We start from the raw sequence: 21,039 nt of genomic DNA on the forward strand, positions 1-21,039 counted from the left end.
AGCTGGAGAGGTTCAAACCACGGAAGCTTTCAGCTCAGGGCTTTTTTTTAGTGACGACAGATAGATCAACGAGATGGCGGCGAGCACGATTCCAGGTGCAGAAGCCAGCATCACACCGCTCGCACCTGCACCGAGAACCATCATTTTCCCCACCACGAGAGGCCCGGCCATGGCACCTACACGGCCAACGGCCACTGCTGCACCGGTTCCGGTTGCGCGGCCGTTGGCGGGATAGAATTGAGGTGCGAGCGCGTAAAGCACGCATTGCCCGCCAGTTGTGAAGATCCCCGCGAGGAAGCCTGCGCCAATCATGGCTGGCATGGAGATAGCAGCAGTCAGGCACGCCAGAGAAACAAGGATGCCGCCATAAACCAACCCTGACATGGCCCAGATCGGAAGCCGATCCATGGCAACACCCAACATCAGGGTCCCCACCGCAGCACCTAACTGCATGGACAATACGACGAAGCTCGCCTCGCTCGGCTTGAAGCCCTGTCCGATCAAAATGCTCGGCAGCCAGTTGATCAGGATGTAGGTGACCATGAGGGTGAAGAAGAAGCTAACCCATAACAGCAAAGTGATTTTGAGCGTTCCACCGCCAACCAAAATGCTTTTGGTAGTAGGGATTTCGGTCGTAGCGACTTGAGCATTTGCCTGCTTGTACAAATCAGGGAGATAGAGAAGCAGCAACGGAACGATAACCAGAGGCACAACTCCGCCGACGTAAAAAACCAGTTTCCAGCCTACGCCCAAATCGAGGAGGCCAATGGCTGCAGCCAAGGCCGCACCCAGCGGAACACCGCAGTACATCAAGCTGACAGCAGTCCCACGCATGCGCTCGCCAGCTGCCTCAGAAGCCAGGGCAATCAGGTTTGGCAGCGATGCGCCCAATCCCACTCCGGTCATTAGCCGAGCAAACAGCAGCGCGCTGAAGCTCCAGGCGATTGTCGTGACGAGCGAGAACACACCAAATAGCGCCACCGAGACGATGAGCACTTTTTTTCGACCAAAACGGTCGGCAAGTCGGCCGCCAACGAAGGCCCCCGGCAGCATACCGAGAACGCCGACACTGAAAACCCAGCCCATTTGCAGTTTGTCCAGACCGAAATCGGCAGACATACCGTGTGCTGCGATTCCCGGCGCTTGGAGGTCTAATCCCTCCATCAAGGCAACCAGAAAGCACAATGCGATAGTGATGAAGAGTTTGGTCTTATCCGTTTTGTCAGTCATAGCAACCCCTTCCAAAGCTCTCAGAAAACTTCGGAACACAAAGTGATTGGTGTGAAACGCTGGAAAGTCAGGTAAGCGAAGAGACACTCACAATGTGAGAGGTGCACTCAACTGCGCGCAGCGTATTCTGGGGTTTTGAAGGGGGTAATTTGGCAAGGCATTCATTTTGTTGAGCTCTCTTATTGTTGTGCTTAAAACCCCCTTCCCGAAGGAAGGGGGCATCGCTGCAGACAGCTTGCGTGGAGCTGTCTGCGAACCTCAGCGCTTCAGCAGATCCAGGGCGACGTCAACGATCATGTCTTCCTGACCGCCGACCATCCGGCGTTTGCCAAGCTCAACGAGAATGTCGACGGCCTTAATGCCGTAGCGAGCCGAAGCAACCTCCGCATGACGAAGGAAGCTGGAGTACACACCGGCGTAACCCAGAGCCAGGGTTTCACGGTCGACGCGTACTGGGCGATCTTGCAGTGGACGCACCAGATCATCTGCAGCATCCATCAGGGCGTAGAGATCAGTGCCGTGGTTCCAACCCAGCTTGTCCGCGGCCGCAATAAATACTTCCAGCGGAGCATTACCTGCACCGGCGCCCATACCGGAAAGGCTGGCATCAATCCGATCACACCCTTCTTCGACGGCAACAATCGAGTTGGCAACACCCAGGCTCAAGTTGTGGTGGGCATGGATGCCAGTGTGGGTCGCCGGATCGAGAACAGCTTTGACGGCGCGGAAGCGCGCACGGATGTCATCCATGTTCATCGCACCGCCCGAGTCCACGACGTAGATGCAAGTGGCACCGTATGTTTCCATCAGCTTCGCCTGCTGGGCGAGGCCTTCGGGCGTCTGCATATGGCTCATCATGAGGAACCCGACCGTGTCCATACCAAGCTCACGGGCGTATTCGATGTGCTGCTTCGACACATCGGCTTCGGTGCAATGGGTAGCTACACGAACTATCCGAGCACCCGCCGTATAGGCAGCTTTGAGATCGTGCAGAGTACCGATGCCCGGAAGCAGCAGGGTCGCGATCTTGGCGTGTTTGACGACATCAGCAGCGGCTTCAATCCACTCGATGTCGGTGTGCGCACCAAAACCGTAATTGAAGCTGGAACCCTGGAGGCCATCGCCGTGAGCCACTTCGATGGAATCCACTTTGGCAGCATCAAGCGCGCGAGCAATCGCCTGCACTTGGTCCAGGGAATACTGATGGCGAATGGCATGCATACCATCGCGCAGGGTCACATCGGAGATGTAGAGCTTTTTACCATTCATAACTGTGCTCCTCAGGCCTGGCTCATCGACTGTGCCATACGTTCAGCAGTCGCCAACGCAGCGGAAGTCATGATGTCGAGATTGCCTGCATACGCCGGCAAGTAATGGGCAGCACCTTCAACCTCAATAAACACAGAGGTCTTCAGACCGCTGAATTTGCCGTGACCAGGGATGTTCAGAGGAGCAGTTTCAGGGATCACTTCGAACTGCACCTGTTGCTTGAGGCGGTAGCCCGGCACATAAGCATTCACCGCGGCAACCATCTCTTCGATCGAAGCTTCAACATGGTCTTGATCTGCAGCTTCAGAGAGCACATATACGGTGTCACGCATCATCAGCGGCGGTTCCGCCGGGTTCATGATGATGATGGCTTTACCCTTCGCCGCGCCGCCGATCGCCTCAATCGCCTTCGAGGTGGTCTCGGTAAACTCGTCGATATTTGCTCGTGTGCCTGGACCAGCGGACTTGGAAGCGATGGATGCAACAATTTCCGCATAGTGCACTTTGGCGACGCGCGATACAGCAGCCACCATAGGGATGGTCGCTTGGCCACCACAGGTCACCATGTTGAGATTCTCTGCGTTGACATGCTGCTCAAGGTTAACGACGGGAACACAATACGGACCAATAGCCGCAGGAGTTAGGTCGATCACCCGGATGCCTGGTTTGGTCGCACGCAGCAGCGCGTCGTTTTTTACATGAGCGCCGGCACTGGTCGCGTCGAAGACAAAATCGATGCCAGCAAACTCTGGCATCTTCACAAGGCCGGCAACCCCTTCGTGAGTGGTCGCAACACCCATGCGGCCAGCGCGAGCCAATCCATCAGAGGCAGGATCGATACCGACCATGACAGCCATCTCCAAATGCTTGGAGTTGCGCAGGATCTTGATCATCAGGTCTGTGCCGATGTTTCCGGAGCCCACGATGGCGACTTTACGTTTGGTAGTCATTTCTAAACCTCCGTCACACGACACTGAACGACACGCCGACTCGGCCAAGGCCTTCGATCTCGGCTTCAAAATGATCACCCGCGCTGACACTTACCATCGGTCCCAGGGCGCCGGTGAGAATGATGTCACCGGCCTTGAGAGGCTCACCGAACTCAGCCATGGTGCGGGCTAGCCATACCGCAGCATTCAGCGGATTACCCAGGCATTCACCGCCACTGCCAGAGCTCACGACTTCACCGTTCTTGGACATGCGCATGGTCGCGCCTCGCAGGTCGAGCCCGTCGATACGCCGGGCTGGACCGCCCAAGACGAAGCAGCCACTAGAAGCGTTGTCAGCCACGGTGTCGGCGAACTTGATGTTCCAACCTTCGATACGGCTGCCGACAACTTCCAGTGCCGGCACAACCCAGCCAGTTGCAGCAATGACATCTGCGAACGTAGTAGATGCACTCGGCAGGTCACGCTCCAGGATTAATGCGATCTCAGCCTCGATCTTCGGCTGAAGGACGCGCTCAAATGGGATGACCTCGTTATCGCCGTAGGCCATGTCAGCAAACAAGCAACCAAAGTCCGGTTGATCCACACCGAGCTGGGCCTGAACCTTTGGGTTGGTCAACCCGATTTTGCGGCCCACCAGACGCTGGCCATTGGCAATGGCGTAAGCCTGGTTCAAACGTTGAATCGCATAGGCATGTTCCACATTCGTGGCCCCGATGACGTCACGTAATGGCGCAATCGGCTCGCCCTTTCCTTCGGCTCTGCGCAGGTCAGCCGCCAAGCGCTCAAGGGTCTCTTGTGTAATGTTCATGCGTGACCTCGGTCAGTGGGTGAGGAAATCGAGAACCATGCGGTTAAAGGTGTCCGCGTGCTCCCACTGCGCCCAGTGCCCGCATTTGTTGAAGACATGCAGCTGGGAGTTAGGGATGCCAGCAACCAGGCGCAGCCCGGTGTCGAGCGGAACGAAACGGTCGTTGCGTCCCCAGATCACCAAGGTCTCTGCGTTGATTTCACCCAAGCGATGGCCGAAATCTGGGAATTGCTTCAGGTTGGCAGCAAGGCTTGCAGTGAAATTCTCCAGGTGGTCTTTGCGGGCCAGCATGTTGTCCAACCGGGCTTGGAACAGCTCCTCGGTCAGATCACTGGTGTCGTACACGAAGATGTTCATCATCTTCTTGAGGTTTTCGATTGTTGGCTCGCGATACAAGCCATTGAGCAGCTTGATGCCTTCGCTAGGCATTGGCACAAATGGGCTAACACCACCTGTGCCGCCCCCCATCAGGACCAGTTTGCCAACGCGCTCTGGCCAGGTCAGGGAGAAGGCAACTGCGGTGTGACCGCCCATGGAATTGCCGAGGATGTGAATCTTGTCCAGGTCCAGCTTGTCGACCAGTCCTTTGAGCACCCGGGCGTTAAGATCAGAGCGAGAACCGGTACTCACGATCGAATCGCTTTTGCTCCAACCTGGGCAGTCCATCAAGATGACGCGAAAACCGGCGTTCACCAGTGGCTCGATGTTCCGATTGAAATTGGCCCAGCCACTCGCACCAGGCCCTGAGCCGTGGAGCATTACAACGGTTTCTTTGCCTTCACCGCAGTCGTTGTAGTGGATGTTCAAATCCAGATCGCCATCCTGGATGCGAACGAATTTGCTGGTTTCTTTTTCAGTGATTGCAGTCACGATTAAGTCTCCGTGAAGGTGTATTAGCGCTGGGTATGCGCACTGATAGAGCCGAAGCCTGCGATCCACTCAGGAATCGGTCGGTAGTAGCGGTCGGTAGCGGTGTAGGCGCCGTGAGCCGCCAAGGCCGAAAACGCAGCGACCCAGGCCTTGACCTCATGCGTCGATTTGCCAGCCAGCTCCGAGAGATGGGAGTTACTCAGGTCATCAAGCTGGCTCAACAGATCCTGCTCAACGACATCCAGGAAGTACTGATCCCACTTGGGATTCAGTGGATGAAGGGTGTTTTGATCTTCAACAAATCGTTCAGCGGCCACGACGACTCGTTGCGTACGGGCGTCGCGCTCTTCAGGCGGTAGATTCCGACCACTGCCCATCAGCCGGTCGGCCATGCGTGCATCGACCTTTGCCAATTCTGGCACTGGGGGCTGATGAGACAGACCGCCCGAGCCCAAGAACAGCACCCGCTTATTAAGCCCGCGGGTGAAGCGGCCAATCGCTTCACCGAGCAACCGGACACGCTCAAACGTCGGCAGAGGTGGTGCCACACAGTTCACGAAAACAGGAAGAACGGGATATTTGTCCAAGCCGCCGAGCAGAAACTCAAGTGGCTGAGCAAAGCCATGATCGACCTGCATCCTGTAGGACACGGCCAGATCGATACCCGATGTCAGAACAGATTCAGCACAGGCTTCGGCCAGGTCTTTGGGTACGGACAGCGTGCCGGCGAGTGAACCGAAATCGCCGATAGCTTCTGCGGCTATACCTAAGCAGAAAGGCGGCATCACGTCGTAGAAAAAGCCGTTGTAGTGATCAGGCGCAAAGAGCACCACGAGCTCTGGGTTGAACGCCTCGATCCGCGCTCGAGCGGCCCTAACCACTTCGGCCACTTCATCCAGCACGTCTTGGGTTGGGTCGAAATGCCCAATAAGGGGGGTGTGCGACAGGCAATGTAGGTAAGCGTTCATCGGTACGGAACCTTTACGTCAATGCCCCAGTGCAGGCCGCCTCGCACTGGGACGGCATGAGCGGAACCCTGCTACGCCCATGAGGCGGCGGGATAACGCCATGCAGGTAGATTTGTTTTTGTCTGCCCAATCATCATGCACGCTAGAATGCTAGCATGCAAGTACAACAAGACCCGCTCATCGCTCTGTGATCGACCGCCCAGCACCAGAACGAGAGCCGCCCGCCGACGAGCGACAACAGCGAAATTGACTGGAATCTGGTTTACTATCAGAAATGCTAGAATGTAAGCCTGATCCTGACATCAATTCGCAACAACCGACCTGGGAATTCGACTCGAATGCAAGTGGCAAATAAAAAGACCGCTATCTACCAACATATCTTGGAGCGCCTACTCACTTGCAGATATGAGTTCGGGCAAAAGATTCTGGTCAAGGAAATTGGCGAAGAGACCGGTGTCAGCCGCCAGCCGATCATGACTGCACTGAACAGTCTGCAAGAAAGGGGCTTCGTGGTGATCACGGCTCAGGTCGGATGCGAAGTGGTACACCCTACTCAGCTGGAGGTTGATGATTTCTACGAGATGTTCGCAAACAACGAGGCACTCATTGCCGGGCTTGCAGCCGAGCGCGGGTCGCCCGAAGAAGTCTTGAGAATGACCGAAATCAACGACAAGATCAGGAGCATCAATCCGCAGCACAGTGACGCAGCCGAGAGCTATCGTGCGCTCAATGTCGACTTCCATCGACTGCTGCACTCTATGGCCAAATCCCCCATCCTTTCGGCTCGTCAAATTGCGAATTTTGAATTGTCCGACTTCTTCATCGTACAAACTTGCGGCTTTCAAGTGCACCTGGGCGCAGCCACAGATGAGCACGATGGAATTATTGCAGCGCTGAAAACTAGAAACAAAAAGGCCGCAGCCGAAGCGGCTGCGAGCCATATTCATAGCGTAGCGCGGGATGTGGTTTCTAAAATGTCTGCCGACGCGAAGCTTGCCTCATAGAGGAAAAGCGAACTCCAGCCAGAGAGAATCACCCTTGGGACCGTTCCTAACGGAGGTCTCGCGCATCCACTTCAAAACAACCCCAGAGGTCTGGTCAAAGGCGTAAAAAATCTGCGGCCCGACAGCAAATTTGCGCAGGCGATTCCCATCATCCAGCTCACCGTGATCCCACTGATCATCGGTGACCTGCTTGGTGTAGTAGCCTACCAGACCAAGCTGGACCTTCGGGTTCGACTGCAGCCTGTATCCCAGTAAATAGTCGATGTTCAGCACGTTCCCTGACCGGTAGTCAGTGTCATCGTTTTTCGCGTTGATGGTGAAGGTAGGGGCTACTGAGACCTCCCAGTTTGGGTGCGGGAACCAGGTCAGATCGAACTCCTGAGTGTAGCTCGCGTTACCGGTTGGGCTGTTTGCCAGCTTGCTTCCATCGTAGTTCCCAAGTGGAACAAAAGCACTGAAGCCTGTAAGCAGGTGCAGATTTTCAGACGGCGAGTATCCGATGTACAGCGGAGTGAGATACAGCTGTCTAAACCCAGAATCGGTATCGCTATTCCCAAAAGCCTCTACTTTTATCTTATTCGCGGAAGCAATTACGCCACTGCTCAGCGTAATGCCGCTGTCGAATTTGGCATCCCAGGTATGCACTACCCGCACAGCTTGAATGAAGTTCTCCAGACTAAAGCCAGGAATCGCCGAATCACCATGCTTATCCTTAAAGCTGTCAGTCTTGTAATAGGCGGTGTAGCTGTATAGCGATGTATCGCCTGGAGCCGGCAGAATCGCGGGTAGCACCGTTTGCACCCCGAGCGGCCAGACAGTATCACCATTTTCGGTGGCTTTAACATTCCAAGATGCGAGCAAAGAGCATCCGATCGCACCGACTAAGCCGGCACGGGTTACATAACTTTTCATTTTTATTATCCTATGTAATGTCTACCGATTACTGCTCGATATGGGCACCGATCAGCACAAATGTAACAAGTGCAGGCTCACTGCCCGGATTTCGCCAGGCGTGGACATTCCCTTGCTGCACTACTACATCTCCGCTGGACAATTCTCGGATCTCACCGTCATCTAGCTCTAGGATCAAGGGTCCTTTGACGACGATTCCGTAATCGATAGTGGGCGAGGCATGCATGCCAGGGCGTTCCGGATCGAAGCACTCGTAAAGCCCCAGGAGCTTGCGCTGCTGCTCCGCGTTGGCGTCGTTAGGATCAAAGTCTGGAGACCCGAACACCGAGTCAGGCGGGAAGCTGACCGCCAGGCATTTTGTTTCTCCCGGCTTGGGCAGTAGCGAGGACGACTCTCGCACTGGGTCAACTAAGCCTTCTGGAACTACAGGAAGTGAAGTGGTCCCCCAAATGAGCGAGGTCGCAAAACCCGGTACATGCTCGTACTCATAGGTATGAGGAGCCAAGCCGTCACTCAGGAAAACAGATTTTCCACTCTGGGTACCCGCTACAACGCGTCTTACTTTCATGATCAGGCTCCACTGAAAGCAAGCGCCGCTCGCCAACGAGCGGCGCCTCGGCTCAGCTCAGGCTAGGGTCGATAACGAAGTTGGTGAAGCCACCTTTTCGAGATGCCATGGCATCCATGGCCTCGTTAACGCGCTCAAGTGGGAACACTTCCTGATCAAAGACTGACAGGTCAAGGGTGCCTGCCGCAGCCATTTCGGCCATGTCTTGACCTTCAGCTACCGTGAACCACAGGGAGCCAATAACGCTGATCTGGAAGCACATGAGCTTGAACATCGGTACTGGCAGATCCTCAGACATGCCGCCGATGTCGACCATACGCCCGCCACGGCGCAGCGCATTGATGCCATCAATGCTCAGTTCGTGAGGAGCACCTGGACCTACTGCATCTACGAATACATCCGCACCAAGACCGTTGGTGTTCTCTCGTACCCAGTCGCCAATGTCACGCTCACCGACTGAAAGGGTAGAGATACGATCCGGAGCAATCGCTCGAACTCGCTCCAGCAGTTCACGGTTACGAGCCATCGCGAAAATCTTGGTCGCTCCCATTGCGAGCGCCAAAAGCACAGCTCCCAGTCCGAGCGTTCCAGAAGCGCCACTGATCAAGACAGATTGACCAGAGCAGACACCCGCCTTGCGCAATGCCGAATAGGCAGTCCCCAGGTAGCCAAACCGGCAGCCTTGCTCAAAGGAAATTGCCTCAGGCAGTTTCACCAGACCGGACGCAGGAGCCGTCATGTACTGGCACAGGCCACCATACGGATAGTCTTCGAAAATTTCTTGCGACCCAGGCCCAAAGCCGAAGTAGCCCTGGAAGGTATAGGCGGTGCAATTGATGTGTTGCCCGCGCAGGCACGCGTGGCAGGAACCACAACTGCGTCCAGGGTTCACATAAACCCGGTCACCCACCTTGATGCCATGAACCCCTGGCCCGACCTCTTTGACGATGCCGGCGGCATCCAGGCCGTAGACCGCTGGAAGCTTAGGCAGTGGGAGGTATGGGAACCAGGTCGGGTAGCTTTCGATCACGTTACGCAGGTTAGGAACTAGGTTGCACGCTTTCACCTCCACCAGCACATCGTGCGCACGCAGCTGGGGGATGTCGATCGAATCGACCTGGAAGGTCGGACCAACCTGGTGCAGTCGGGCAGCTTTCATCATGCTCATTTCTTATTTTCCTGTTTCAAGTAGGCCGGGGGCCAAAACGCAGACACACAGATCCAGAGACCTGATCTATTCGCTTACGCGATGCAGAGCTCTTTTTCAGTGATGGGTGGGGATAGAGGCGGATGGATACGCGAAGAATAGCTAGCGAGCACTCGGCAGAGAGCAGTCGTAGCTAGCCTGGGGATAGGGGGTTTTACGCACGCAATGCTGACCATGATGGGCACCGCTTGTTTGTATTTATAGCCAGATGATGCATGTTAGGATGCTAGCATGCAAGTACTCATGCGACAGTCGGCAGCGCCAAGAGAGGGTTCTACGGGTCCGACCTGACCGGTAGAGCGCCTCGGACACACACGCCGCGTCATTAATCAGGCGCCCATTTGCCGTCGCAAGCAAGGGCGTTAATGCGTAGACTCCGAAAGATGGCGATCTAACATGATTGGAGTTTCGGTTTGGTTGAGCTGGTTGAACGTGTAGACGTCTCATACATCCGCGCTGACCTCAGGCATCCTGATAGCCAGGTCAAAGTGCTTCAAGGCGACCAGCTCGTTTGGTGGTACGGCCCGATACGACAAAACACAAGACCGCGTTCCATTCCTTTGGCCAAGGTGCATTTTAGACAGTTGTTCAACGACAAGCCTGGGCCTCGTACCTCAGCCATCGTCCCTTTGAGCAGCTTGCCGCACTATCGGAAAGGCACCATCTGGCGCAACGGCAAGTGCATATCCGACACGAACCTTGCCTCAACCACTCGCGTCTTCGACGTCGACTTCGGGAAAGCCGGCTGGTCGGTCACCTCAAGGGCGGAGCTCATCAAACAGGGCAATGGCCACATCTTCAGTCATCATGAGTACCCCCTGCAGTACCAGCATGACCTGACACGACTGCTTCGATTCAAGCAGGACGACGGCAAGAGCTTACTCATCCCTTGCACTGAGTACTTCATTCGCGCCTATGCCAGAAACATGGAGGTTTGCCGCGCTCTAGCCACCTTGCGCTGGTCGGATGTGAAGTCAGTGCTCTTTGATGACACTCGACGCGACGAGCACCGTTGGATTGTAAAACCTTCTGTGAAAATGCGCGGTTATGACGCAGTGTTCCTCGCACATCTACTGTATGACGACTACGCAGATGAACAAATCAGGCGCGTAAATGCCCAGTTCATCTCTAGAGACCCCACCGCCCAAATTTTCATGGAGGCAACGCCTTGGTTTACAGGCAAAGGGCAGCTTGAGTGTCGTGGCAGGTGGCTCAACGATGGCAACACATTTCTGTGCCTCAACCTGAGCCGCTCAACCCAACCGGATGGGGAGGAAATCGAATGGCAGACCAAAAAGTTTGATAGCAGCGAAGGTAAGGAAGGAGGACGGCTCGTTCTGCCGAGGCCTGTCCGAACCGCTGAAGCCGATGAGTTCCTCAACGAAAATTCCCACACTGTCCCGGACAGCCATTCGGAAATCATTGTCGTCAAACCGCCACCCTTTGGAGTCATCGGGTCAAAACGATCCATTAAGAAAACGAAGGACGTCATCAAAACTGACCGTGGCCGGCTTGGGCCCCACCCATCTGAAGCTGGCAGTCATTCTTCCGGAGATGGAAGCGGAACAGGCAAGAATGTTGGGAAGCTCGAGCATGCGCCCGAGGCCGAACTGGAGACCCAAGGTTTCCTTTATGACATCTGGAACGCTTTCCGTTCGATCATGGAGGACAACCCAGATCGGGTTACCAAAGTGAACTGGTATACGCCCCCGAAGTTTCAAAACCAAGGACCACCGCGGGCAATTCGGTTGCAGCCAACAGTGGACTGGGAACCGGACGACAAATCAGCTCCCAGCTGGGTTTACCTGGACAAAAAAACCGGTGAGTGCCGCGGCCTGATGGTGCTTCGCATCGAAGTAGACGGACAGAACTATTTCTGTTTCGAAATACAGCCGATCAAGCCTGAAAAGCCTGAGTACCGCGGTGTGCTCATGAAATCACATGTCACGTCGATGGCGGAATTCGAGGATTTCGTTCAAAAAGTTTGCTCACAAATCCGCTACGAAGTCGGACGATTCAAGAGGATGGAGTCGTTCTTTCCTTCTGATACGAAGATCTTCAAGCACCACCAGAAGGACGCAAAAGTGTTCTATCGGAGCAGGCTGATCAACGCCTTCAAGGATATCGGTGTGGTACTGAAATGACTCAATTGGAATAACCGCTGCGTTGGTAGCTGCTCGCAGAAGGCACCCAAAGCGTTTCACCTTTATGGATGACGTTGTACCCGGCGACCCCACGGTAGTCGTGCGGTTGATAGATCAAGGCTTTGCGGCTTACCCTCGCCACATCGTGAAAGTACGCAAGACCCTTCACGATCCAGCGTCCTTCGAAGTCCTCGTCGGCGGATTCATTCAACATCGCTACCAACTCGCGCTCAGCCTTCTGCCGCTTGGCGTGGGACAACCAGCGAGCATCAGGTTTCGCTTGTAGCTTCAGTCCGTGACGCCTATTTAGGTGGCCAACAAATCCTGTCACTGCCGCCACCTGTCCGGGTGATCGCTTCCAGAATGACTCGAGCGTTTTTTGCGTTGGCAAAGCGCCTAGATCCAGCTGAGCACCCTCCAACAGATTTGCTGCGGCGCGAGCTGCCAGCCTAACTGAACGTAGGTCAGTATTGCCTTGCTCCACCCGCGCCTTCAGGAGGTCCAGATACTCAATCAGTAGCTGGTTCGACCAGCTATCGCGTGGCTCGTTTAGAATCGCAGCCAATCGGCCCTGTTCAATAGACTGCTCACGCAGCATCGGACTAACAGTTACCAAGCATTTCTCAGCAAGAAAGCGCATCGGATTTTCTGCCTTGCGCAGCCTTACCGCACCGAAATGCTGTAGGAGTTTCTCGTAATTCGGTACCACTCCCCAGCTTGCATCCAATGCCTGGAAGAAGGGGTAATGACCGTTGATGCTCAGTGCCGCTTTCTGGGCACCAACCCTTTCCAATAGCCAGGCCCCGAATTGAGCGAAAAGCTCCCCGAATTTACCGCTACTGAAACCCTGGACGTTAATCGCTAACCGCTTCTGGAATGTGCTCAGCCACGTACACTCTTCGCACTTGCGGCCACGCCCGGCCGGTGTGGGGGCGCCACAGGACTCACAAGGATGGTCGGGATTGGAAGCGCAAGGCTCGCAGCGCGCAACAGCATCAGCGGTAGTGACGAGTACTCGGTAGTGTCGGCAGCTTGGGCAGGTTGCCATCTCGGGACCACTGCAACCTGGGCAGCGCCTTAACCCCGTCACCTTACTTCGAGCAAGCCGCTGAGAGAGCTTTCCGCAGACTTCACAGGACTCAGCTGCTCGGAAATGGTGTCTGCAAGGTTTGCAGACGGGACCGTATTCAGTGCGTAGCGCCGTATCAAACTCAGTTTTACCACATCTCACGCAAGGCCCAGCCCGCTCGCAGGCTGTGCAACGGGCAGTCAGGTCAAATACGGGAAGGCGAGCGAAGTTGCCGCAGGCGGCGCACATACGCCGCTTGAATAGCCGTGGGTAACACGTGTCGCAATACCGTTTGCCCGCATGCACCTTCTTGGCTTTCGCCATCTCCCGACTACATCCAGCGCATCCTGCATGGGTGGATGTGTCTTCAGATTCCATTTCTATGCGTCCTTCTCTGCAAACGGTTCCACCTACGCCACACCTCTAGAGACGAGTGCGTGCGTTTGAGGCCTATGCGACCCGGCTTGTGCGGCGTTTTGGTGAGCACCGAAAGCATCTGGTGAAGGATGTCGGGCATACTTACTGCAGGCAATGGAAATGAAGTCATGGGCAGCTTAGCCTCAGCTGCAATCTCCATGAATCGTTCCGGCCCGGCCTGCATTATCACCCAAGCGGGCCCCAACAGCCCAGCACGCTCGGAAGGGGTACCGTACTCAAACGGCAGTCCAAGCGATGAAGCCTGCAGCTGTGATAAATCCACACCAATTGCCTCGCAAAAAAGATGCGATCCGGCTGAAGGATGCCGCGCTACCTGTTCAAGGTAACTGACCATAACGCGAGCGATACACATCCATTCCGAAAAACCCAACGGCACCCGCCCATAAAACGGCATCGACTGGCTCGCTGAATCGGCGAAAGCTTGAAACTTCAGCGCTGCCTCAACCGGTGGAGTCAATGCAGCTCTTCCTAAGGGCTGGCCGCATTGGTGACACTCGGAAAGTGGGCGATCGAGACACAGCCGCGCAGGCTGAAGCGCCGAACAGCATACGCCGCAACGATCAATCAGAAGCAAGTTGTGCCATGGGCACGCTGTATGCCAGGCTAAGCGGTGTTGTAGCCGAAAGTGGGGAACACCACTGTTGATGCAGTCAGGGCAACACAAGAGCCCTCCTGCATGTGATCGGCTCCTGCAACCCAGCGGCAATATCCATGGCAAGTACATTGAGCGTTGGAGAACAGGCCTGGGATGCAATCGTTGCACAACCGGCCACAGCGTACTGGCTAAAAGCTGATTTGAGCTCAGGCCGGACAGGCCGGACAACCTTTCCAAGTTAGCCCAAGGATGCGCTCGATCAAGGTCGACGCTCCATGCATGGCTACCCGGCCAAACTGCAGCAGTCAGAGCACTGGGCAGGCAGCCATGAGCATGTGCTGTTCTCACTAACCACGAAGAAAACAGCTCATCGGGCAATATGGGCGGGGTAAGCGGCCACCGCGGGTTTACACAACGCGCTCCCGGATGCCACGTGTAGGACGCTTCCACGATTTACTCTCAATGAGCTGTCGATCGATGCATTCCTTCCCAGAGTTAATAGCTTCCGTGGCACATTCGAGCAGCAAGCCGTGTACGTCCCCCGTATTGCCACCCGAAATGGAATGGATCAGCTGGGCCAGCTCCGGCTTGTAGAGCTCAGAGGCCTTCTTCAACGGCAATATGGCCTCGAATGCCTTGAGCAAGCGTTGGAAATCCGCATTCAGCTTCCAGGTTTCCAACTTGATGACGTCAAATCGACTGGCATGCTGCGGATCCAGGTGCAGGATCTGCACTGCGTTGGGAGTGCCCACCCCAATGATCGGGATCATCAACGTGTTGCACAACATCTTAAGGGCGTTCATGACTTCCCGCTGTTTTGTGGCGGGGCCTACGAGCATCGAATGAACCTCATCGATGATCAACATACGCACTTTGAGCTCTCGCAGCGCGTGAATGACCTGGAACCTCAGCGTGACCTTGGAATCGGTGGTCTTGTACGGCATCCACATGCGATCAAGAATCGCAATGTAGAGATCTTTCTCCTCAGCAGACGGCGGCGCCTCGGCCAAGATTATCGGCCGCACAGGCTCGGAGTTTTCGTCAACGTAGCCCTCACCATGCGTCTTCTCAAAATGCTGAACGATGGTGGTCTTGCCGTTGTTTGAGTCACCGACAATGAGCATGTTAGGCATTCGAGGTCGCTTGGGAGCATCAAGCAGGCACTCAAGGCTGTCTAGAATATGATGAGCAGCCTTGTAGCCAATCCAACGAGGCTCGCCCATGAAGCGAATACGCTCTCGGGCGGAAAGCTGCAACACAGGCCTGAAGTCGGCGTGAAGGTGTGTGTACTCAGTCATTGGATATCACCAATCAGGTCTACATCATCAAGCAGCAGCCCTTCGTCTGAAGGAATTGGAGATAGTGGTTCTACAGGGATTTTGACAGGCTGCGCTGGGGTGACGTTTTTGCTGTGCACCTTGTGCTTCTGAGCATCACGACGCGCCTTTTTGGTACTTGCCGAGGCCTCACTCACGATCTGACGGCGTTCCTGGATCAGCCTGCCAATCAATGCCTCATCAATATGCTGCCGGCCTTCATCAACCGCTTGCTTCTTCGCTGCACGGAACTCCCAAAGGGTCGCTGCTGGAAAAGCCTGGTTGGCCACAGGCACCCGGAAGTATTGCTTGAGTACTGGGTCATAGAACCAAATAACGCTGATATCACGCGGGTCTCTTCTGAAGACAAACTTGCGGGCTTGGCCGGTTGCAGGATCTGTAGTCCCGATCCAATGACGCAAGGCTTCCGAGTAGTAGTAGACGTCAAGCTGCACACCATAGTGCTGGACGGTGCGGCGATAAGAAGGCATGAAGTCCAGTTGGACAGTCAGCTGATCTGCAGGCCGCGGAGGAATACTCACCAAGGCATCGACTTCACGGCTGCCGAAGAAACCGATGTGCCACTTTCGCGCAGGACTCATGTAGATCGCTGAGTGGTTTCGGTTGTGATAGAGGATGATCGTTTTCACCAACCATTCCTCGAATTCACTCATCGTGAGCGCAGCGTGCTTGTCCGAGTCGTAACCATCTCTATCAGGAACACTGCTATGCGTAGTACCTGGCAGTTCATGTAGCTCGCTCATAAAGGTGCCGAGCAGGCGCTCGATATGACCGCCGTATTTGGGACGCTTCACCGGCCGGAACTGGTTCTCAATGTTGTAGTTTGCACACGATCGACGGAAATTCTCAGCCTGGAAGTCAGGACCGTTATCGGTGTGCACCACACGAGGGAAGCCCCACACAGGCCACTCACCTCGTACATTGTGGAGGTTCAGCCAGGCTTCCTTCGGCAAAATTGAGTGTGCCAAGCACATGCCTACGGAAATTTCTGAAGGCTCTTCCAAGGCCAAGTAATAGCCAGTAATCATCCGCGAGTACACGTCGATCGCCAAGCTCAGCCACAAACGACCAATTGGCTTGCGATGTCGGTCATCCACTATGATCAAGTCGATGGGCGTATGGTCGATCTGGATTACAGACAACGGGTAGTCAGCACCGGGGAATTTCCCTACGGAAGGTGTGTGCCGGTTCCGAGCCTTGTCAGCGTAACCACGCCTGCGTAGAACGACCTTTTCAGGAATGCGCTTGATACGGGCCCTGATCGCAGAAGCACTGGGAGGTTTGATTCCAAGAGCTTTTGCCTGCGACTCGATTTCTGCAATGGTCGACTGAACCGTTCTACGCTGAATGGTCAGGTAGTGCTGATCAATCACGTCATCGATGAGCTTGTCCGCTTGGGCGCTCAACCGACTATTACCCGATTGCCATCCACGTTTGCGAGGTACCAGCGCCAGAACCTCGTGCCAGCTTTGGTAACGTTCAAGCCAGCGATAAAGCGTGGCGGTATCCACACCAACTTCCTTGGCACGCTCTTCTACGCTGCTTCTTGGCAGGACTGAGTCACGCAACAGTGGCTTGATCGCTGAAAAGCGCCGCTGAGCCACTGCCCATTCATCCGAGCTGATCGTCGAAACGTCATAGTTAACGTACAACCCATCAACCCGCTCTTGCTCAACTGGGAGCAGCTCTGCGATCCGAAGCGACACGCTTCGGCCAGTCTCCACTTCGACGCCGACGACATTCTGAAAGTCGAGTAACTGGACGATCCGGAAGATCTGTTTGTCGCAGCGGACCATCTCGCCCACTTCAACACGCACACGCTCCCTGGACGGTTCGAAAGGGACAAAGTGCTCGTCCGTGTCGATCTCATAGATGTTCATCGCGTAGCCACCCACAGCTCAAGATATTCGTTCAAAGGCTCGGTGATATCGCATTCCACCCGCCCTGTGGCGATCAGGTGCCACAAGAGAGCCACACCACGATCGCGGTAGACGCCTTTGAAATGGCGTGCCAGCAAGTAGTGGACAGGAGCAAACTCCATCTCCTGAAGCGTTCTCAGGACCATCTCTATTTCTACGAGATCGAAATCCAACCGCTCGAATCGCTCCAAGAAGGTGATGTTTTCGAGCGGTAATCCACGGATGCGTGATTCATCGTAAATGCTGAAACTCCATCCTTCCTGCCGTGCGTAACGACGCGCGGCCTTCCATTTTCCAAGCCAAACGCGCCAGTTCTTGCGCCATTCGTAGGCGGGCTTTACCTCGACTAGCATCGGCTTGATGTAATCCATGTAATCAACGTCGGCGGGCTGGCGATAGTGCACTAGAAAGTCAGGGGTATAGGTTTGGGATCGCCCAAGGGAGTCAACGAAGTCGACGCGAACAGGCTGAGCAATCACAGACTCAACTCGATGAGAGAACCTCATCCGCTTCAGAAAATCGCGCTCGAGCAGTGACTCGAATGGCACACCTCCTGCGCCGCGGAAGGGCAAAAACCCTGAGACGCTACGACGTGTCGGTTTGATAGGGCGGACCTGCTGAGGTTTGTCGCAGCTATTTCGAGTCATTTTCAATCCTGTCGCATCCAATTCGAAAATTTTTCGCAGCTATTTGTGCAAGCAAAAACGGCACCTCGCGCCCTCTAGAGTAATGGTTTCGCAGCTATTTCGAAAGCCGACAGCAGCAGCCGACCGCAACCAGGCGAAATAACCCTGGCCCATCACGGCGTACTGTTTCTGGATGAGCTGCCAGAGTTCGAGCGGCGCGTGCTGGAGGTGCTGCGCGAGCCGCTCGAGTCGGGCGAAATCGTGATTGCCCGGGCCCGCGACAAGGTGCGCTTCCCAGCGCGCTTCCAACTGGTGGCGGCGATGAACCCGTGCCCTTGCGGCTACCTGGGCGACCCCACCGGCCGCTGCCGCTGCAGCACCGAGCAGATCGCACGGTATCGCAACAAGCTGTCCGGGCCACTGCTGGACCGCATCGACCTGCACCTGACCGTGGCCCGCGAGAGCACCACGCTGAACAACCAACCCTGCGGTGAGCCCAGTGCCGATGTGGCGGCCAAAGTGGCCCAGGCGCGCGCGGTGCAGCACAAGCGGCAAGGGTGTGCGAATGCTTTTCTCGATCTCGAGGGCTTGCGCCGCCACTGCGGGTTGGCGCCGGCGGACCAGGCCTGGCTGGAAGGGGCCTGCGAGCGGCTGACCTTGTCGTTGCGATCGGCACACCGGTTATTGAAAGTGGCGCGGACACTGGCGGACCTGGAGTGTTGTGAGACGATTGGCAGGCCGCATCTGGCCGAGGCCCTGCAATACCGACCAGGGAGCGGTTAGATTCGCCTTGTGCAGCCCATGGCTGCTCGCCAATTGATCGCTGGCCACCGCTATCGTCTCTTCTATCAGGACAATGTTTCTCCCTGGTAGCAGATTGTCTGCCCCCACTCCAAGCCCCAGAATCGTCGGCCAAACTGTTCAAACGCTGCCCCGGCAGCTCATGGAGTACGAGCCAATGCCACACGAAGGCAGCCTTCTGCAAACCGCGGTGATTTTCCTGCTTGCCGCCGTCCTCGCTGTCCCGCTGGCCAAGCGCCTGCAACTGGGTGCCGTGCTCGGTTACCTGCTGGCCGGCGTGGTCATCGGCCCGCAAGCGCTGGGTTTGATCCGCGACACCGAAAGCGTGGCGCACATTTCCGAGCTGGGGGTGGTGCTGCTGCTGTTCATCATCGGCCTGGAACTGTCGCCCAAGCGCTTGTGGCTGATGCGCAAGTCGGTGTTCGGTGTCGGTACTGCCCAGGTGCTGCTGACCGGCGCGCTGATCGGTGCCATCGCCCTGTTCGGCTTCAGCCAGACACTGCCGGCTGCCATCGTGCTCGGCCTGGGCCTGGCGCTATCCTCCACCGCCCTTGGCCTGCAGAGCCTGGCTGAGAGCAAGCAGCTCAACGCCCCGCACGGCCGCCTGGCATTCGCCATCCTGTTGTTCCAGGACATCGCCGCCATACCGCTTATCGCCCTGGTGCCGCTGCTGGCCGCCAGTGGCCCGGACACCAGTCACGGCGACAGCCTGCAACACGGCCTCAAGGTGTTCGCCAGCATCGCCGTGGTGATCATCGGCGGCCGCTACCTGCTGCGCCCGGTGTTCCGCACCGTGGCCCGCACCGGCCTGCCGGAAGTGTCCACCGCCACCGCGCTGCTGGTGGTGATCGGCACGGCCTGGCTGATGGAAGAAGCCGGCATTTCCATGGCCCTTGGCGCCTTCCTCGCCGGCCTGCTGCTGGCCGATTCGGAATATCGCCACGAGCTGGAATCGCAGATCGAGCCGTTCAAGGGCCTGCTGCTGGGGCTGTTCTTCATCAGCGTGGGCATGGGCGCCAACCTTCGCCTGCTGCTGGACATGCCGCTGGTGGTGCTGGGCCTGACCCTGCTGCTGGTGGCGGTAAAGCTGGTGCTGCTGATAGGCGTCGGCCGAATGGTTGGTGGCCTGAACAGCGCCAGCGCCCTGCGCCTGGGCATGGTGCTGGCGGCGGGTGGCGAGTTCGCCTTCGTGGTGTTCAAGCTGGGCAAGGACCAGGGCCTGTTCGACACCCAGACCTACGACCTGCTGCTGATGACCATCACCCTGTCGATGGCCATTACCCCGCTGCTGATGCTGGGCTGCGCCCGCGCCCTCAAACGCCCGCAACCGGCGCGTGAAGTGCCCGAGCAGTACAAGCAGATCCAGACGGATACGCCGCGGGTGGTGATCGTCGGCATGGGCCGCATGGGCCAGATCGTCGCGCGCATCCTGCGTGCGCAGAAGATCCCGTTCATTGCCCTGGAAACCTCGGTGGACACCATCGAGATGACCCGCATGTTCGAACAGGTGCCGGTGTTCTACGGCGACCCCCTGCGCCCCGAGGTGCTGCACGCCGCCAAGGTGGGTGAAGCGGAGTACTTCATCATCACCATCGATGACCCTGAAGCTGCCATTCATACCGCCGAACGGGTGAAACGCCTGTACCCACACCTTAAAGTGCTCGCCCGGGCACGTAACCGCCAGCATGTGCACAAGTTGGTGGATGCAGGCGCCGAGCCGATTCGCGAGACGTTCTACTCCAGCCTGGAAATGACCCGCCGGGCGCTGGTGGGGTTGGGCTTGAGCGATGAACAGGCGGCGGACCGTATTGCGCGGTTTACCCAACATGACGAAGAAGTGCTGGTGGCCCAGGGGCATGTGCGCGATGACCGGGCCAAGGTGATGCAGACGGCCAAGGAGGCGCGGGTGGAGCTGGCGCGGTTGTTTGATTCGGATGCGGATTGAGGGCCTTTGTCGTACGCCTTGAGGGTTGTGGCGCCATTACGCGCACCCAAGAAACCATCACGGAATCGTCCGATTCTCAGCAAGATCCTACTTCCCGACCAACCATTTCCTACGTCACCGCCGATCCCGAGGATTTATCCTACACCCCGTGTCGACGCCCGTCTGATTGTCCGGGAAAGGCCTGCTCTCTAGGCTGACCGGGTCGCTGTCGGTTCAGCGATCGGGTGTGGAAACCCGGCAGGTAATCGGAACAGCTGTCGTCATGGCAGTTGCACGCGGGAGGCCGTATGGCCTGCCGGGGTTCCGATAGCCCGGCTTTCCACCCCGCGTGCAGCCGCCACCCTTCGCGTGGAAACGGATGGTGCCGGCCAACCTCTAT

The 21,039-nt window shown here is 56.5% G+C and carries 16 protein-coding genes and 1 pseudogene; 4 read left to right on the top strand and 13 right to left on the bottom strand.

Going from position 1 to position 21,039, the window contains the following annotated elements:
- Positions 1-12 precede the first annotated feature (12 nt).
- From mhpT to mhpB, 6 genes are all read right to left on the bottom strand, one after another.
- Positions 13-1,230, bottom strand: coding sequence for a 3-(3-hydroxy-phenyl)propionate transporter MhpT (mhpT, locus tag Q9451_RS30620; protein WP_345960854.1), 1,218 nt, complete (start codon positions 1,228-1,230; stop codon positions 13-15).
- A 258-nt stretch (positions 1,231-1,488) separates the two neighbouring features.
- Positions 1,489-2,499 carry a 4-hydroxy-2-oxovalerate aldolase gene (mhpE, locus tag Q9451_RS30625; RefSeq protein WP_345960855.1) on the bottom strand — a complete coding sequence of 337 codons (1,011 nt, stop codon included), beginning with the start codon at positions 2,497-2,499 and terminating at the stop codon, positions 1,489-1,491.
- An 11-nt stretch (positions 2,500-2,510) separates the two neighbouring features.
- On the bottom strand, positions 2,511-3,449 hold the full coding sequence (locus Q9451_RS30630) for an acetaldehyde dehydrogenase (acetylating) (protein WP_345960856.1): 939 nt from the start codon (positions 3,447-3,449) through the stop codon (positions 2,511-2,513).
- Between the two features lie 13 nt (positions 3,450-3,462).
- Positions 3,463-4,257 (bottom strand): 2-keto-4-pentenoate hydratase, encoded by a 795-nt coding sequence (gene mhpD, locus Q9451_RS30635; RefSeq protein WP_345960857.1) that lies wholly within the window; start codon positions 4,255-4,257, stop codon positions 3,463-3,465.
- A 12-nt stretch (positions 4,258-4,269) separates the two neighbouring features.
- On the bottom strand, positions 4,270-5,127 hold the full coding sequence (locus Q9451_RS30640) for an alpha/beta fold hydrolase (protein ID WP_345960858.1): 858 nt from the start codon (positions 5,125-5,127) through the stop codon (positions 4,270-4,272).
- A 23-nt stretch (positions 5,128-5,150) separates the two neighbouring features.
- On the bottom strand, positions 5,151-6,095 hold the full coding sequence (gene mhpB, locus Q9451_RS30645; protein ID WP_345960859.1) for a 3-carboxyethylcatechol 2,3-dioxygenase: 945 nt from the start codon (positions 6,093-6,095) through the stop codon (positions 5,151-5,153).
- 338 nt (positions 6,096-6,433) lie between these two features.
- Here mhpB and Q9451_RS30650 point away from each other — a divergent pair, with 338 nt between their 5' ends.
- The gene (locus tag Q9451_RS30650; protein ID WP_345960860.1) at positions 6,434-7,099 is read left to right on the top strand and encodes a GntR family transcriptional regulator; all 666 of its coding nucleotides are present in this window, start codon (positions 6,434-6,436) and stop codon (positions 7,097-7,099) included.
- On the opposite strand, the gene Q9451_RS30655 is transcribed toward Q9451_RS30650, so the two are convergent.
- From Q9451_RS30655 to Q9451_RS30665, 3 genes are read right to left on the bottom strand one after another with little or no spacing between them, the layout of a single operon-like run.
- The gene (locus Q9451_RS30655; RefSeq protein ID WP_345960861.1) at positions 7,094-8,011 is read right to left on the bottom strand and encodes a transporter; all 918 of its coding nucleotides are present in this window, start codon (positions 8,009-8,011) and stop codon (positions 7,094-7,096) included. The two genes, Q9451_RS30650 and Q9451_RS30655, sit on opposite strands and share 6 nt — an antisense overlap.
- A gap of 28 nt (positions 8,012-8,039) precedes the next feature.
- On the bottom strand, positions 8,040-8,579 hold the full coding sequence (locus Q9451_RS30660; protein WP_345960862.1) for a cupin domain-containing protein: 540 nt from the start codon (positions 8,577-8,579) through the stop codon (positions 8,040-8,042).
- Between the two features lie 52 nt (positions 8,580-8,631).
- Entirely contained in the window at positions 8,632-9,747 is a 1,116-nt protein-coding gene (locus tag Q9451_RS30665; RefSeq protein WP_345960863.1) for an alcohol dehydrogenase catalytic domain-containing protein, read from the bottom strand.
- Between the two features lie 452 nt (positions 9,748-10,199).
- Here Q9451_RS30665 and Q9451_RS30670 point away from each other — a divergent pair, with 452 nt between their 5' ends.
- Entirely contained in the window at positions 10,200-11,930 is a 1,731-nt protein-coding gene (locus Q9451_RS30670; protein WP_345960864.1) for a hypothetical protein, read from the top strand.
- A gap of 1 nt (position 11,931) precedes the next feature.
- Here the strand turns inward: Q9451_RS30670 and Q9451_RS30675 are convergent, their stop codons facing one another.
- The 4 genes from Q9451_RS30675 to Q9451_RS30690 all read right to left on the bottom strand — a co-directional run bounded on the left by Q9451_RS30675 (position 11,932) and on the right by Q9451_RS30690 (position 17,794).
- Positions 11,932-12,723: a hypothetical protein gene (locus tag Q9451_RS30675; protein WP_345960865.1), complete on the bottom strand. Its 792-nt coding sequence runs from the start codon at positions 12,721-12,723 to the stop codon at positions 11,932-11,934.
- Between the two features lie 1,716 nt (positions 12,724-14,439).
- The gene (locus Q9451_RS30680) at positions 14,440-15,330 is read right to left on the bottom strand and encodes a TniB family NTP-binding protein (protein WP_345960866.1); all 891 of its coding nucleotides are present in this window, start codon (positions 15,328-15,330) and stop codon (positions 14,440-14,442) included.
- Positions 15,327-17,249 (bottom strand): DDE-type integrase/transposase/recombinase, encoded by a 1,923-nt coding sequence (locus tag Q9451_RS30685; protein ID WP_345960867.1) that lies wholly within the window; start codon positions 17,247-17,249, stop codon positions 15,327-15,329. The genes Q9451_RS30680 and Q9451_RS30685 overlap by 4 nt, the downstream gene beginning before the upstream one ends.
- Positions 17,246-17,794: a TnsA endonuclease N-terminal domain-containing protein gene (locus tag Q9451_RS30690; RefSeq protein ID WP_345960965.1), complete on the bottom strand. Its 549-nt coding sequence runs from the start codon at positions 17,792-17,794 to the stop codon at positions 17,246-17,248. The genes Q9451_RS30685 and Q9451_RS30690 overlap by 4 nt, the downstream gene beginning before the upstream one ends.
- Before the next feature lie 258 nt (positions 17,795-18,052).
- On the opposite strand from Q9451_RS30690, the pseudogene Q9451_RS30695 reads away from it, so the two are divergent.
- Together Q9451_RS30695 and Q9451_RS30700 are read left to right on the top strand one after the other, a co-directional pair.
- A pseudogene (locus tag Q9451_RS30695) lies at positions 18,053-18,697 on the top strand (ATP-binding protein); the annotation flags it as partial.
- A gap of 175 nt (positions 18,698-18,872) precedes the next feature.
- Positions 18,873-20,660, top strand: coding sequence for a monovalent cation:proton antiporter-2 (CPA2) family protein (locus Q9451_RS30700; protein WP_012274790.1), 1,788 nt, complete (start codon positions 18,873-18,875; stop codon positions 20,658-20,660).
- Positions 20,661-21,039: the final 379 nt, after the last annotated feature.

The organism is Pseudomonas sp. NY8896, from assembly GCF_039634505.1.

Excerpts from the sequence above, each read along its gene's own strand:
- mhpB (WP_345960859.1), bottom strand. The coding sequence starts at position 6,095 with ATGAACGCTTACCTACATTGCCTGTCGCACACCCCCCTTATTGGGCAT.
- Q9451_RS30685 (WP_345960867.1), bottom strand. The coding sequence starts at position 17,249 with ATGAACATCTATGAGATCGACACGGACGAGCACTTTGTCCCTTTCGAA.
- Q9451_RS30665 (WP_345960863.1), bottom strand. The coding sequence starts at position 9,747 with ATGAGCATGATGAAAGCTGCCCGACTGCACCAGGTTGGTCCGACCTTC.
- Q9451_RS30655 (WP_345960861.1), bottom strand. The coding sequence starts at position 8,011 with ATGAAAAGTTATGTAACCCGTGCCGGCTTAGTCGGTGCGATCGGATGC.
- Q9451_RS30690 (WP_345960965.1), bottom strand. The coding sequence starts at position 17,794 with ATGAGGTTCTCTCATCGAGTTGAGTCTGTGATTGCTCAGCCTGTTCGC.
- Q9451_RS30700 (WP_012274790.1), top strand. The coding sequence starts at position 18,873 with ATGCCACACGAAGGCAGCCTTCTGCAAACCGCGGTGATTTTCCTGCTT.
- mhpD (WP_345960857.1), bottom strand. The coding sequence starts at position 4,257 with ATGAACATTACACAAGAGACCCTTGAGCGCTTGGCGGCTGACCTGCGC.
- Q9451_RS30630 (WP_345960856.1), bottom strand. The coding sequence starts at position 3,449 with ATGACTACCAAACGTAAAGTCGCCATCGTGGGCTCCGGAAACATCGGC.
- mhpE (WP_345960855.1), bottom strand. The coding sequence starts at position 2,499 with ATGAATGGTAAAAAGCTCTACATCTCCGATGTGACCCTGCGCGATGGT.
- mhpT (WP_345960854.1), bottom strand. The coding sequence starts at position 1,230 with ATGACTGACAAAACGGATAAGACCAAACTCTTCATCACTATCGCATTG.
- Q9451_RS30650 (WP_345960860.1), top strand. The coding sequence starts at position 6,434 with ATGCAAGTGGCAAATAAAAAGACCGCTATCTACCAACATATCTTGGAG.
- Q9451_RS30660 (WP_345960862.1), bottom strand. The coding sequence starts at position 8,579 with ATGAAAGTAAGACGCGTTGTAGCGGGTACCCAGAGTGGAAAATCTGTT.
- Q9451_RS30680 (WP_345960866.1), bottom strand. The coding sequence starts at position 15,330 with ATGACTGAGTACACACACCTTCACGCCGACTTCAGGCCTGTGTTGCAG.